General features: G+C 73.1%; 11 protein-coding genes. 7 read left to right on the top strand and 4 right to left on the bottom strand.

What is annotated here, in order from left to right; all coding sequences use genetic code 11:
• Nucleotides 1–83 precede the first annotated feature (83 nt).
• Complete coding sequence (locus ACFC1F_RS32340) at nt 84–362, bottom strand: hypothetical protein (protein WP_376163694.1); 279 nt, start codon at nt 360–362, stop codon at nt 84–86.
• A 686-nt stretch (nt 363–1048) separates the two neighbouring features.
• A complete protein-coding gene (locus ACFC1F_RS32335; RefSeq protein ID WP_376163692.1) occupies nt 1049–2470 on the bottom strand; it encodes a selenium-binding protein SBP56-related protein in 1422 nt (473 codons plus the stop codon).
• Nucleotides 2471–2753: 283 nt separating this feature from the next.
• Between ACFC1F_RS32335 and ACFC1F_RS32330 the strand changes: the two genes are divergently transcribed.
• From ACFC1F_RS32330 to ACFC1F_RS32315, 4 genes are all read left to right on the top strand, one after another.
• Nucleotides 2754–3716 carry an alpha/beta hydrolase gene (locus ACFC1F_RS32330; protein ID WP_376163690.1) on the top strand — a complete coding sequence of 321 codons (963 nt, stop codon included), beginning with the start codon at nt 2754–2756 and terminating at the stop codon, nt 3714–3716.
• Nucleotides 3717–3961: 245 nt separating this feature from the next.
• On the top strand, nt 3962–4756 hold the full coding sequence (locus ACFC1F_RS32325) for a spermidine synthase (protein ID WP_376163699.1): 795 nt from the start codon (nt 3962–3964) through the stop codon (nt 4754–4756).
• Nucleotides 4757–4999: 243 nt separating this feature from the next.
• The gene (locus tag ACFC1F_RS32320) at nt 5000–5845 is read left to right on the top strand and encodes a class I SAM-dependent methyltransferase (RefSeq protein ID WP_376163688.1); all 846 of its coding nucleotides are present in this window, start codon (nt 5000–5002) and stop codon (nt 5843–5845) included.
• A 374-nt stretch (nt 5846–6219) separates the two neighbouring features.
• Nucleotides 6220–7308 carry a polyprenyl synthetase family protein gene (locus tag ACFC1F_RS32315; protein ID WP_376163687.1) on the top strand — a complete coding sequence of 363 codons (1089 nt, stop codon included), beginning with the start codon at nt 6220–6222 and terminating at the stop codon, nt 7306–7308.
• Nucleotides 7309–7440: 132 nt separating this feature from the next.
• Here ACFC1F_RS32315 and ACFC1F_RS32310 read toward each other — a convergent pair whose 3' ends face one another.
• Together ACFC1F_RS32310 and ACFC1F_RS32305 are read right to left on the bottom strand one after the other, a co-directional pair.
• Complete coding sequence (locus ACFC1F_RS32310) at nt 7441–8586, bottom strand: lactonase family protein (RefSeq protein WP_376163685.1); 1146 nt, start codon at nt 8584–8586, stop codon at nt 7441–7443.
• 693 nt (nt 8587–9279) lie between these two features.
• Nucleotides 9280–10185, bottom strand: coding sequence for an arginase family protein (locus ACFC1F_RS32305; RefSeq protein ID WP_376163683.1), 906 nt, complete (start codon nt 10183–10185; stop codon nt 9280–9282).
• A gap of 230 nt (nt 10186–10415) precedes the next feature.
• On the opposite strand from ACFC1F_RS32305, the gene ACFC1F_RS32300 reads away from it, so the two are divergent.
• The 3 genes from ACFC1F_RS32300 (at nt 10416) to ACFC1F_RS32290 (ending at nt 13362) form a co-directional block, all read left to right on the top strand.
• Nucleotides 10416–11000 carry a TetR/AcrR family transcriptional regulator gene (locus ACFC1F_RS32300; RefSeq protein WP_376163681.1) on the top strand — a complete coding sequence of 195 codons (585 nt, stop codon included), beginning with the start codon at nt 10416–10418 and terminating at the stop codon, nt 10998–11000.
• Between the two features lie 84 nt (nt 11001–11084).
• Nucleotides 11085–12065 carry a zinc-binding dehydrogenase gene (locus ACFC1F_RS32295; protein ID WP_376163679.1) on the top strand — a complete coding sequence of 327 codons (981 nt, stop codon included), beginning with the start codon at nt 11085–11087 and terminating at the stop codon, nt 12063–12065.
• Between the two features lie 103 nt (nt 12066–12168).
• Nucleotides 12169–13362, top strand: a complete 1194-nt coding sequence (locus ACFC1F_RS32290) for an NAD(P)/FAD-dependent oxidoreductase (protein WP_376163677.1) — start codon at nt 12169–12171, stop codon at nt 13360–13362.
• Nucleotides 13363–13368 lie beyond the last annotated feature (6 nt).

Raw genomic sequence — 13368 nt, 5'->3', positions numbered from 1 at the left:
GGGCTGGGCTCCCGCCGGGAGGGCCCTACGGCCAGGTCAGGCGGGTCAGGCGGGTCAGGCGGGTCAAGCGGGGCAGAGGCGGGTCAGGCGCGTACGGTGAGCCAGGCGCCGAGGCCGCTGCACCCGCGCGCGTCGTACGTGGTGCTGCGGTAGCCGGCCGGGATCGGGGAGTACGGGCAGGTCCAGATCCCGTTCCGGACGAGCTGGTGGAACCAGGCCCCGACGCCGCTGCACCCCTTGGAGTCGAAGTTGGTCAGGACGTACCCGGAGACGATCGGCGAGCCCCCGCAGGTCCAGATCCCGTCCCGCACCGGCTGCTGGAACCAGGCACCGCGGCCGTTGCAGCCGCTGATGTCGAACATCGTGATGACGTAGCCCGGGGGGACGGCGACCCCGGGACACGTCCACCCGCCCACCGAGGCCGCCGCTGCGGGCGCTTCGGCGGGTATACCCGCCGCCATCCCGGTCGGGGCGGCGGCGGGTATACCCGCGGGCGCGGAGGCGGGTACTGCGGCGGATGCGGGGGTGGCGGGAGCAGCGGCGACGGCTGCTCCGGCCGTGGTGCCCGTGAGTGCGGCCGCGAGCAGTGCAACGGTGGCGGCCGTACGGGCGATCCACCCGGGGGCGGTCGCCCGGGAACGGTTCCTTTGCTGACGGAAAGTCAAAGTCATGACACACCGGTCCGATCGGTAGCCTCCCCGGCGCGCTCCGGCGAGAGGGGAGGTGGGTCAGCGGGGACTCGTCGCACCCTAGTGGGCGTGGCCTGCGGCGGTCGCGGGACGGCCGAAAGGCCTGCCAACATGACCGGAAAGCCACCCGACGGCCTGTCTGCCAACCCTCCCGCGCGCCTGTCTGTCCGCCCGCCTCCCCACCTGCCCGACGGCTCACCCGACGGCTCACCCGCCCACGGCGACAGACCCGAGCCGGCGACAGACCCCGAGCCCGGGACAGACCCCGAGCCCGCGGCAGAACTGGGCCCGGGCCCGCCCGGCGCAGGCCGGTCCGGCCGGTCCGACGGGTCCGGCGCCGGTCCGGCGGTTCCAGCAGGTCAGCGGTAGCAGTACGAGTCCGACGAGGCGTCCCCGCCCGCCAGGTGCGTCTGGTGCACCCGCAGGCCCCGGAACTCGTCCCCGTGCGGGTAGAAGCGCGGGTCGACGGTGAGCCCGCCCGACTCCGTGTCGGCGTCCAGCTTGACGATCCACGGCTCGATGCCGTCGGGGTAGAACTGGTCGTCCCAGGACCCGTACAGCGAGTTGGTCAGGTAGAGCCGCCGCCCGTCCCGGCTGATCTCGACCATCTGCGGTGCGCCGCTCAGCGGTCGGCCCGGTTCGGCCGGGTGCGGCGTCCTCGCCACCACCCCGCCGAGCCGCACCGAGCCGGCGAGCCGAGGGTGGAACGGGTCCGACACGTCGTACTGGAACAGCTCCCCGGTGCCCCAGGCCGAGACGTACAGCCAGCGGTCGTCCACCGACAGGTTGATGTCGGTGACCAGCGGCGGCACCGCGCCGAACGGCTGGAGGGCCGGCGGCAGGTCCTCGGGCTTCGCCGGCTCGGCGGGGATCTCGATGACCTTGCGCGCGGTGAACGCCGGGCCGTCCCGGTACCAGAGCCAGACCGAGGCGGAGAGGTCCTCCACGTTGGTGACCACGCCCACGAACCCCCACTCGGCCTGCGGATCGTGCGCAGGTCGCAGCTCCAGCACCATCTGGTACTGGTCGCCGAGGTCGATCCGCTGGAGGTGCCGCCCCGAGTCCAGCTCCCAGAAGTGCAGCGCATGACCGTACTTGCGGCCCAGCAGCAGCTCCGGCACCACCCCGTCCTCGACCATCGACGGCGTGCCCCATTCGCTGGTCACGCCCACGTTGGTGCCCAGGTGCCACCAGACGTCGTAGGCGAGGTGCTGCGGCCCACGCTCCGTCTCCCACGCGCGCAGCACGTCGAAGGTGGTGTGGTCGAGCAGCGCGACCCCGCCCGGCCCGTCGCCGCCGTCCCCGCTGCCGAGGCAGGACAGGAACACGCCGTCCGGCCCGCAGTGCAGCGTGTGCGGACGCGAGTACCCCGCCCTGGCCGCCAGCTCCTCGGCGGACACCGTCTTCACCAGCCGCGGCCGCACCGGGTCCGGCCGGGTGTCCATCACGTGCAGCCGGGAGGACCGCAGCCCCGGCAGCAGCAGATACCGTCGCTCCGGGTTCTCGTGGCACGCGTGTGCCAGCGCGCTGGAGCACGCGTTCCAGCCGAAGTGGTGCAGCTCGTCGCCCAGCCCCGGGAGTTCGGCGAAGTTGAGCACCCGCCCGTAGGTCGGCGACGCCGGATCGGTGTCCACGGTGATCAGCGCGTCCGGCCGCTGCGCCGACCGGTCGAACCCGGCCACGTACGCCAGCCGCTCCGGCGGCGCGGCGATCGCCTCGGCGGGCGTGCGGTAGAGGGACGGGTCGCCGTGACCGGTCCGCGGATCGTGCCCGTGCGGCATGCTGACTCCTCAACTGGCTTCATCGGCAGCTCTATTGACAGCTTCACTGGCGGCTTCATCGACGGCTTCATGGGCCAGGGGAGTGACTCTGGCCCGGGTAGCGTTCCACAGGACCACGGGCGCACAGCAGGCGCACGGGGAGCGGGGCGGCCTGCGGCGCGGCGGTCGCCGCGCCACGACCGTGCTGCCGCGCTCCCCGCTACCGGCCGGTATTGTCGGTCGTCCGGATCGATGGTTCCTGCCGGGGCAGGCAGGTCAGAGCAGAGGTTGGGTGCGGGCGGGCATGGAATTCCGAGAAGACATCCTGGGGGCTCCGTACGAGGCGGCCGAGCTGCCGCTCGCCCCCGACGAGGAGGGCGCCGTCAGCGCCACCCTCGTCCGGCGGCTGGTCCCGGGCAGCGACCGCGCCGTCCTGTACGTCCACGGCTACGTCGACTACTTCTTCCAGACCCACCTCGCCGACCACTACGTCGAGCGCGGCTACTCCTTCTACGCCCTCGACCTGCGCAAGTACGGCCGCTCGCTGCGCCCGCACCAGTCGCCGAACTTCATCCGCGACCTCGCCGCCTACGACGAGGAGCTGGACGCCGCGGTCCGGATCATCCGTGAGGAGGACGGCCACCGGCAGCTGCTGGTCAACGGCCACTCCACCGGCGGCCTGGTCACCGCGCTGTGGGCCGGCCGGCGGGCCGGACGGGGCGTCGTGGACGGGCTCTTCCTCAACAGCCCGTTCCTCTCCATGCCCGCGGCCCCGGCCGTCCGCGCGATCGGCGCGCCCGCACTGGACGCCCTCGGCCGCTTCGCCACCACCCGCAAGCTCCCTTCCACGCTCAACCCGCACTACGTGCACAGCCTGCACCGGGACCACCGCGGCGAGTGGGACTTCGACCTGAAGCTCAAGCCCGCCGAGGGGTTCCCGCTGTACGCGGGCTGGCTCGCGGCCATCCAGCGCGGCCAGCGCCAGGCCCGACGGGGCCTGGGCATCGACGTCCCCGTCCTGCTGATGGCCTCGACCGCGTCGATCTCCACCACCAAGTGGCAGGCCGCCCTGCACCACGCCGACGCCGTGCTGCGCGCCGACGACATCGCCGCCGTCGGACCGCGCCTCGGCCGGCAGGTCACCATCGTCCGGATCAAGGACGGCATGCACGACCTCGCCCTCTCCGGGCCGGACGCGCGCACCGAGTTCTTCGCCGAGCTCGACCGTTGGCTCGCCGCCTACCTGCCGGCGCCGGTGGCGCCGTGACCGTCGCCCCGGAGCCCGTACCGCACGCCACCCCGGAACCCGTAACGGACGCCACCCCGGAACCCGTACCGGACGTCGTACCCGTGACCGAGACCGAGACCGAGACCGAGACCGAGACCGAGACCGAGACCGAGACCGAGACCGAACCGGACCCGGCACCGGACGCCGCCCCGGAACCCGTACCGGACCCGGCAACGGATCCCGTGCCGGTCGCGCGGAAGACCGACCTCGGCCTGGCCCGCCTGATGCCCGACATCGACCACGACGGCGGCTGGCTGCTCACCCTGGACGACACGCCCCAGTCGTACGTGGACCTGGGCGATCCCACCCACCTGGAGTTCGAGTACACCCGGCGGATCGGCCACCTCGTGGACACCCTGGCCCCCGCCGGCCGGCCGCTCGACGCGCTCCACCTCGGTGGCGGCGCACTCACAGTGCCCCGCTACCTGGCCGCCACCCGCCCCGGCTCCCGGCAGCAGGTCGTCGAGGTCGACGGGCTGCTGCTCGCCCTGGTGGAGGAGCACCTGCCGTGGCAGGGGCCCGGCGTCGACATCACCGCGGTGGTCGGCGACGCGCGGGCCGTGCTGGAGACCGTCCCGGCCGGGTCGCTGGACCTCGTCGTCGCCGACGTCTTCCACGGTTCGCGCACCCCGGCGCACCTCACCTCGGTGGAGTTCGTGCGGGCGGCCGCCGCCGCGCTGCGCGCCGGCGGCTGCTACGCCGCCAACCTCGCCGACGGCCCGCCACTGGCCTTCGCCCGTGCCCAGGCGGCGACCCTGCGCGCCGTCTTCCCGGAGGTCTGCCTGATCGCCGAGGCCCCTGTGCTGCGGGGGCGCCGGTACGGCAACATCCTGCTGGCCGGTTCGGCGGGCCCGCTTCCGGCCGCCGACCTCGCGCGCCGCCTGGCGGCCGACATCTTCCCGGCCCGGCTGACGGACGGCGCCGACCTGGCGGAGTTCTGCGGGCGCACGCCTGCGGTGACGGACGCCGAGGCCACGGACAGCCCGCCACCCCCGGACGGCGCGTTCAGCGTCGGGTGAGGTTCCGCCCGGCGCGCCGGTGCGTCGCGCGCCGGGCCGGCGCGCCCCCGGGTGTCAGAATCGGCGGGTCCATGCCGGGAAAGCGGCAGAGCAGGTCTGTGGCAGCCGGGCCCGTGGCAGCGGGCCCGGGAGAGCCGGGCTCGGAAGGGTCAGGTCCGGGAAAGCCAGACCCGTGGCGGCAGGCCCGGGAAAGCCAGGCCCGGGAAAGTCAGGTCCGGGAGAATCGGTCCGAGGGAGCGCGTGATGAGCAGCGGGGAGCGGCCCGAGCTGGGGACGGTGCCGGAGACGGCACTGTGGACGCTGTGGCAACGGGCGGTGGAGGCCCGTCGGCCGGACGCCGTGCTGCGCGATCCCAAGGCGGTGGAGCTGGTCGAGCGGATCGACTACCCGTTCGCCGACCGGTTCGGCACCAGCGGCGTCCAGGCCCAGCTGCAGGCGCTGCGGGCCGCGTGCTTCGACCGCGAGGTGGCGGACTTCCTGGCCCGGGAGCCGCGCGGCACCGTCGTCTGCCTGGGCGACGGTCTGGAGACCCAGTACTGGCGCGTCGACAACGGCCGCGCCCGCTGGCTCTCCGTCGACCTCCCCGAGGCGCTGGCCCTCCGCCGACAGCTCCTGCCCCCCGGCCCCCGCCAACGCTATCTCGCCGCCGATGCCACCGACCTCGGCTGGGCCGACGAGGTCGACCGCGACCACGGCGTCCTGGTCACCGCACAAGGCCTGCTCATGTACCTCCCCCCGACGCAGGTACGCGACCTCATCGCCGGCTGCGCCGAACGATTCCCCGGGGCGTCCCTGATCTTGGACGCCGTCCCCCGGTGGTTCAGCCGTCTCACCCTCACCGGCAGGATGCGCACCCACGCCTACCAGGCCCCACCCATGCCCTGGGCGATGGACGCAGCCGAGCGCCACAAGCTCCGCACCGCCAGTCCGGCCGTCAGCAGCGTCCGCGACGTCCGCCCCACCGGCGGCCGCGGCCTCGTCGCCGGCCTCCTCCCGCTCGCCCTGACCATCCCGCCCCTGGCCACCCGCCGCCCCTCGGTCACCGTCCTCGACTTCGCCGACCGTTCGGACAGGCCCGCACAGGCGTAGACCGGGGCAGCGACCTCCACAGGCCGAGGGCCCCGGCCTCGTCGCCGTCTCCGAGGTGATCACCCCACTACCGCCCCGCCTGGCAGGGGCGGATCCCGGCTTCCGACGTCTCAAGCGAGAGGAACCCCGAGGGCGGTCGGCCGGCGGGCCGTTCACCTCCTCTCATCGACGGTTCGGACGGGGTGCCTCCGAGGGCTTCCGGGTGGTCGGATCGAAGGAGCACGGGAGGGGCACGGGAGGGGAACGGGTGGGGCATCGATGCGGCAGAGGTCCTGGCAGAGGTGCGGCAGCATGGTGCCTGACCACCGCCAGGACCTGAGGCGCTCCGGCCTGCGCGGGAGCGCGCATCCACCACCCGAACGGAAGACATCCTCATGACCGACACCGCCGTCCTCGCTGAGCAGATCCGGGCCCGTCTCGCCGGGTACGAGCGTCGGTTCGGCACGCTGTCCGAGCAGTACTTCCGGGACCTGGCCGCCACCTTCGACGCCCCGTCGTCCAGTCGGTTCACCCCGGAGTGCCTCGCTCTGCTACGGGACCTGACGCTGCGCGGCGGCAAGCGGATGCGGGTGGCCCTCCTCTTCGAAGCCGCCCGTCTCGTGACCGCCGAGCCCGTGGAGGGGCTGGACGACGCCGCGCTGAGCATCGAACTGCTCCAGACCCACGGGCTGATCCACGACGACATCATCGACGACACCCCCACGCGCCGAGGAGGCCCCTCCACGTACTACGCCTACCGGGAGCAGTTCCCCGGCCGGCCGCAGGCCGCGCTCGGGCTCGCCGTCCTCGCCGGCGACCTCGCACTCGCCCTGTCCCTGCGGGTCCTCCTCGACTCCCACGCCCCGCTGCCGGTCCGACAGGCCATGGTCGAGGTGCAGACGCGAGCGGCATCGGACACGTTCGTCGGCCAGATCATCGACCTGGAGCGGGACTTCGCCGCGGACCCGGACGAGGACGTGCTGCACGACGTGGCCGACTACAAGACCGCCCGCTACTCGGTCCTCGCCCCGCTCCGGCTGGGACTGCTCGCCGCAGGCGTCGATCCCTCCCTCCACGACGAGGAACTGCGGCGCTATGCAAGGCTGGTGGGGATCTGTGGGCAGATGCGCGACGACTACCTGGACCTCTTCGGTGACTCGGGGACCATGGGCAAGCCCACCGGAACGGACATCCGGGAGGGCCGTCGCAACTACACGGTCCGTGCCGTCCTGGCAGCGGCCACCGACTCCGAGCGGAAGCTGGTGGAGTCCGCCCTCGGCGACGGCGCCTGCACCGAGGAGACCGTCGCCGCCATCCGGGACATCGCCGAACTCCGCGGCGTCCCGGAGAGCATGCGGGCGGACATGCAGCGCCGTGCACAGGCGGCCGCCGCGGAAGCCGCCGGATGGCGTCCCAGGTGGCGGGAGGAGGCCGTCGCGTTCTTCGAGTACCTGCCGAGGTGGAGCGTCGAGCGAGCCCGCTGAGTCCCGACGCCTGGGGCCGCCGCCACACCGGCGGCGGCCCGGGTGTCAGCCCGCGACCGGACTCGGCGCAGTCGGCCCGGGTCGCGCACGCCCAGGCGCGAGGGACCCGCGCCGACTGCCGTGGGCGGTGCGTCAGAAGGCGACGATGCCTTCGCCGCCGGCGCCGCCGGGGACGGTCTGCGAGCCGATCGGGGTGAGCGAGCCGTCGTCGTTGATCGCGAACTCGTCGAGGATGCCGTTGACGCCGGTCTGGGCGTAGAGGTAGCGCCCGTTGGAGGAGACCGCGGCGTCCACGGTGCCGGGGTCGGTGGGTGTGTTGCCCAGGACGGTCAGTTGGCGGCCGCGGTCGGCGGTGCGCAGGCCGGTGAGGGTGGAGCTGCCGGCGTTCGAGGCGTAGAGCAGGTCGCGCACACCGACGATCCAGCAGGTGGCCGCCTGGCCGGTGGCCGCGAAGGCCTCCTGTGTGGCGGTGCCGTCGTGGTGGATCGTGAACGTGGCCACGGCGTTGGTGCCGGCCTCGGCCAGGAACAGGCCGTGCCGGCCGTTGGGTACGAACGCGAAGGGCACGGCCCCGGGAAGGCTCGTTGTGACGGCGGTGGCGGCGGGCGCGCCGGAGCGGTCGAGGTTGAAGACCTGGAGGCTGCTGCCGTTCGCCTTGGTCGTGACCACGAGCTGGGAGCCCTCGCCGGTGAAGCCCACCTGCCCCGGGGTGTTGGTGAACTGGGGCGTGGCGTTCGGGTCGAGCCCGAGGCAGCGGTTCCAGTCGGCCTCCTCGTGGAGGCGGCCGCCGCGGACGGTGTAGCCCTGGATCGAGCCCCCGTCCAGGGCGTTGAGGACGTAGACGGTGTCGTCGTGCACGGCGACGCTCACCGGGAAGCGGCCGCCGGAGCCGACCACCTGCCGCAGCGCGAGCCGGTCGCCGTCCACGGAGAAGACGGAGACGGTGTCGCTGCCGGCGTTCACCGCGTACAGCAGGGCGTGGCGCGGGTCGTACGTCAGCGAGCCCTGGGAGGCGAGGTGGTCGGCGACCGATCCGGCCAGCACGCCGCCGAGGCCGTTCGTGTCGTAGGTGCCGGCCGGGGTGAGTTGTCCGTCGTCCGCCCGCCGGTAGGCGATGACCTGATTGCCCGCCGGGTTGTCGGTCTGGACGAACACCGCGTGGTGCCCGCCGCGCGGGTGGCCTTCGCCGCCGTACGCAGCCGCGGTGGACGGGGCGACCGCTGCTGCCGCCGCGAGCGCGGTCGCGACGGCCACGGCGAGCCGGGTGATCTTCTGCATGAGGGTTCTGCCTCCTGGAGGTCCGGAACCGATCCCACCGAGGTCTTGGGCACCATGGCCGGGAGTCGGAGCGACATGGGCGAGGGCTGTGACGGGAAGCCCGTTGACGGTGAACGGCGTGAGAGGGCTCGCCGCATTCCCTCTTGACACGGTATGTGACGTTCTGTCGGAATCCGCTGAAGGCGGCGATCCCGGCCCCGCCGGGATGCGCCCGGCTGTGGTCCTGGGTCGCACGGGAACCGATCCGTCGCCGCCCGATCGGACGGGATGTCAGGCAGGTGCGTGAGCTGTCGGTCAGGACCAGCACTGGGTATGGCCGGCAGCGCGACTCCCGCTGGGGGTACCACCTTGGTGGCGAGGAATCTGCCGTCGCAACGTGGGGAGACGGCGGGCCGGCGCGAGGGCCGGCCGCAGCGAACCGGTGCTCGGGTCGGGGGGGCTGACCCGAGTCACGCCGATGTCACCGCCGAGGCGACCTCAAGGGCACCCAACCTCGCCGAGCGAGACCATCTGGCGCCATCTGACGTGCCACGTTGCCCGGACCGACGCCCGCCGGTGCCACCGGTGGGCTGCGGTTTGCCCCGGGCGCTGATGTCGAAGGCTCCGATGCCGAGGGCATCGGCCTCAGTGGTCAGCCGGTTTCCGGCGGGGCGGAGAGGGGTCGGAGGCGGTGCCCGATGTCCCGGCCGCAGGTCACGGGGTTGCGCGCAGGGCGTGTTGAAGGCTTGCGATGAACCGGTGGAGGACGGCGGGGTGTCCGGCGGCGCGGGAAGGGTTGAGCTCGCAGATCGAGAGTGCTCGGAAGCGCGGGTCCCGGCAGGCGGTGTCCAGCGCCTCGGACAGGGCGTCGAGCGTGGGGCCGCTGTTGCGGCCGTCGGTGCTTTCGGCGAGCGGCGCGTCGGTGAAGTCCAGGACGTCGACGTCGAGGTGCACGGCGAGGGGGCCGGACGGGAGCCTACCGAGGGCCCGGGTCACCTCGGTTCCCGGCGTGGTGGCGAGATCGAGGTGCGAGCCCCATCGCAGGCCCAGGCCTCTTGCCTGCTCACGTTCCCAGGAGGTGGCGGCCTCGGGGTCGACGCCGAGGAGGTGGATCCGGTCCGGGGTGAGCAGCGGGCGGTGGGCGAAGGCGGCTGCCAGCGGCTCCGCGGCTCCGGGCAGGTCCAGTCCGTGGGCGAGCCCCATCCAGTCGAGGGCGCCCTCGTGGGTGCTCGCGGGAGTGTTGAGGTCGAAGTGCCGGTCGATGTAGAGCAGGCCGGCGTCCGGATCGCGTGCCGTGAGGGCTGCCATCACGCCCAGTGCGACGGTGCAGTTGCCGCCGATGACCAGGACGTCCGCGTCCTCCTCCAGCGCGCCGGCGACGTGGTCGGCGACCGCCCGGACGGCTTGGACCACTGCCGGGAGGTTCTGGGCCCGCGGGTGCTGCGGGTCAGGGGCCCACACGTGCAGCGGCCCGTCCCCCGCATCCCGTACCCGGCGGCCCGCGGCCCTCAGGCGATCGATCAGGCCCAGCTCGCGCAACACGCTCGGTGCGGCCTCCTGGCCGGGCGCGTAGCTGCCCGCACTGGTCGGGGCGCCCACCAAGACGAGATCCCGTCGCATCCACCCATCATCGCCGTCCGCCCGGACGGGCGCGAGCGGGCTGCTCCCGCGGGTCACCAGGGACGTCCGGCGCACGATGGCGGGCAGGTGGGCAGGCAGGCGGACAGGCCTGTTCCGGCGGGGGCGGCGCTGCTCGCAGCCCGGCCCGGCCGGTCTTCCGGGACGGGCGGCCGGCAGGCGGCGGCCGGCGACCCGTTGTTCTTGAATGGTCGCTCATGTATGTTTCTCCCATGCCCAGACCGCGCGAGTTCGACCCCGACGCCGTACTGAACCAGGCGATGCTCCGGTTCTGGGAGCGCGGGTACCGGGCCACGTCGATCGAGGACCTGGTGAAGGCCACGGGCGTCAAGCCCGGCAGCATCTACAGCGCGTTTCCCGGCGGCAAGCACGCGCTCTTCGTGAAGTCGCTGGAGCGCTACTCGAAGCTGGTCGTGCCCCAGAAGCTCGGTCGGTTGGAGGCGCCGGGCGCGTCGGTGGCGGAGGTCCGCGGCTACTTCGACGGACTCGTGCAAGACCTGCTCAGCCCCGAAGGGCGCCAGGGATGTCTCCTGGTCAACACGGCGATCGAGAGCGCCGCCGAGGACGACGCGGCGGCGGCCGTCGTGCGCGGCCACCTGGCGCGCCTGGAGCGGTGCATGACCCACGCCCTGGAGAACGCCGCCCGCCGGGGTGAGGTGCGGGACTCGCTGGACCCGGGCGGCACTGCCAAGCTGCTGGTCGCGACCTGTCAGGGGCTCATGGTCGTCGGCAAGGCGAATCCCGACGAGGCGGTTCTGCGGGCCATCGTCGACAACGCCTTCGCCGCGCTGTCCTGACGGCGCAACACTTCGGGCCACCGTGCGCGGTGGCCCTTTCGTCGGCCCAATAGTTGAATGACTACTCAAGAACGAGGTTCGGACATGAAGGCCATTGTCATATCCGCCCACGGCGGCCCCGAGGTCCTCACGGTCACGGAACTGCCCGACCCGGTGGCCGCCACCGGCGAGGTCCTCATCAGGGTCAAGGCGTTCGGCCTCAACCACGCCGAGGCGTACATGCGAAGCGGCGCCTGGGGTCAGGTGGCCGCCGTCCCCGGGATCGAGTGCGCCGGTCTCGTCGAGGCCGACCCCTCGGGTGAACTCCCCGTCGGGACGAAGGTGGTGGCGATCCTCGGCGGCATGGGACGGACCCGCAACGGCAGCTACGCGGAACTCGTGACCGTCCCCGCGACCAACGTGGTGGCCGTGGACTCGCCTCTGCCGTGGGCCGACCTGGCCGCCGTGCCCGAGGTGTACGCCACGGCGTACAGCGCCCTGCACGGCAACCTCGCCCTCAAGGCCGGGGAGACACTGCTGGTCCGGGGCGCGACCTCCTCCCTCGGGCAGGCCGCGGTCAACCTCGCCGTCCACCACGGCGCAACGGTGCTCGCCACCACCCGCAACCCGGCACGCACGCCGCTGCTCAAGGACCTCGGAGCCTCCGACGTGCTCATCGACGACGGGCGGCTGGCTGCGGAGGTCGAACGCAAGGGCCTCTCCGTCGACGCGCTGCTCGACATCGTCGGCAACGCGGTGCTTCGCGACTCCCTGGGCACGGTCGGGCCGCGCGGGCGGGTGTGCCAGATCGGCTTCCTCGGTGGATTCTCACCGGTGGCGGACTTCGACCCGATCGCCGATCTGCCGAGCGGCGTCCAACTCAGCTTCTTCGGCAGCGCCTTCGTCCTGGGAACCGCCGCCTTCCCCCTCTCGGACGTTCCGCTGGACGAGATCTACGCCCAGGTCGAGGCCGGCAGCCTGCGGGCCCGCCCCACCCGCATCTTCCGCTTCGACGAGATCGTCGAGGCCCACCGGGTGATGGAGGCCGGTCAGGCCCTGGGAAAGATGGCCGTCGTTCTCGACTGACCCGTCCCGACCCTGTGACCCAGGTCACAGACGGTTCCTGTCAGAAATCGGGGAGCTGCTCCGCTCAAGTCACCGAGAGCCAGCCAACCGACAGGAGCATCACATGAAGCACCGCATCGTCATCCTCGGTGCCGGCTACGCCGGGGCCTACGTGGCCGGGGCCTTGGCCCGCCGACTGTCCCCGGCGGACGCCGAGATCACCGTGGTCAACGCCGAGCCCGACTTCGTCCAGCGGCTGCGGCTACACCAGCTCGCGGCCGGCCAGGAGATCGAGGCTCCACCGCTCGCCGACGTCTTCGCGGGCACGGGGATCCGGCTGCGCCTGGCCCGTGTCACCGCCGTCGACCCTGACCGCCGGATCGTCGCCGTGGCCGACGCCGACGGCCGCGCCGAGCTCGGCTACGACACGCTCGTCCATGCGCTCGGCAGCCACGGCGACGTCGACGGTGTCCCCGGCGCGGCCGAGCACGCCTTCGACGTCGCCGGCCGGCCCTCGGCGCTGCGACTGCGCGAGCGCCTGGACGGCCTGGGCGACGGCGGGCGTGTGGTGGTCGTCGGCGACGGGCTGACCGGTATCGAGGCCGCCACCGAGATCGCCGAGTCCCGGCCCGGCCTGTCGGTGGCGCTCATCGCCCGCGGCGAGCTGGGCGCCCGGCTCTCCGCCGGAGCCCGCGGCCACCTGCGCCGGGCCTGTGACCGGCTGGGCATCACCGTCCTGGAACACACCGGCGTCGAAGCCGTCGAAGCGACCCGGGTGCTGTGCGCGGACGGTACCGCCCTGGCGGCCGACGCGACCGCGTGGACGGCCGGGTTCGCGGTCGACCCCATCGCCGCCGCCGGCGGGCTGGAGGTCACCGAGAAGGGTCGGATCGTCGTCGATCGCACCATGCGGTCGGTCTCGCACCCGGACGTCTATGCCGTCGGTGACAGCGCCTACGCCATCGGCGACAACGGCCGGCCGCTGCCGATGTCCTGCGCCTCGGCCGGCTACACCGGCATGCAGGCCACGGCCGCGATCGTGGGGCGCCTGACCGGCCGCACGGTCCCGAACACCAGGCTGGAGTACCTGGGCAACCACATCAGCCTCGGGCGGCAGGACGGGATCCTGCAGACGGTCGACGACGAAGGGCGGGCCAAGCCGAAGTACGTGGGCGGACGGAAGGCCGCGCGGATCAAGGCGGGCATCCTCTGGACTTCGCTCTGGGCCACCTCGCACCCGACCTTCGGACTGCCGAAGCGCAGGCACCGCCTGGCCGCCGCGCCGGTCGCGACCGGGCACAAGACGGTCGCCGTCTAGGGTGGT

It is taken from the genome of Kitasatospora sp. NPDC056181 (assembly GCF_042266225.1).
Classification (GTDB): Bacteria; Actinomycetota; Actinomycetes; order Streptomycetales; family Streptomycetaceae; genus Kitasatospora.
This window is presented reverse-complemented; position numbering and strand designations above follow the sequence as displayed.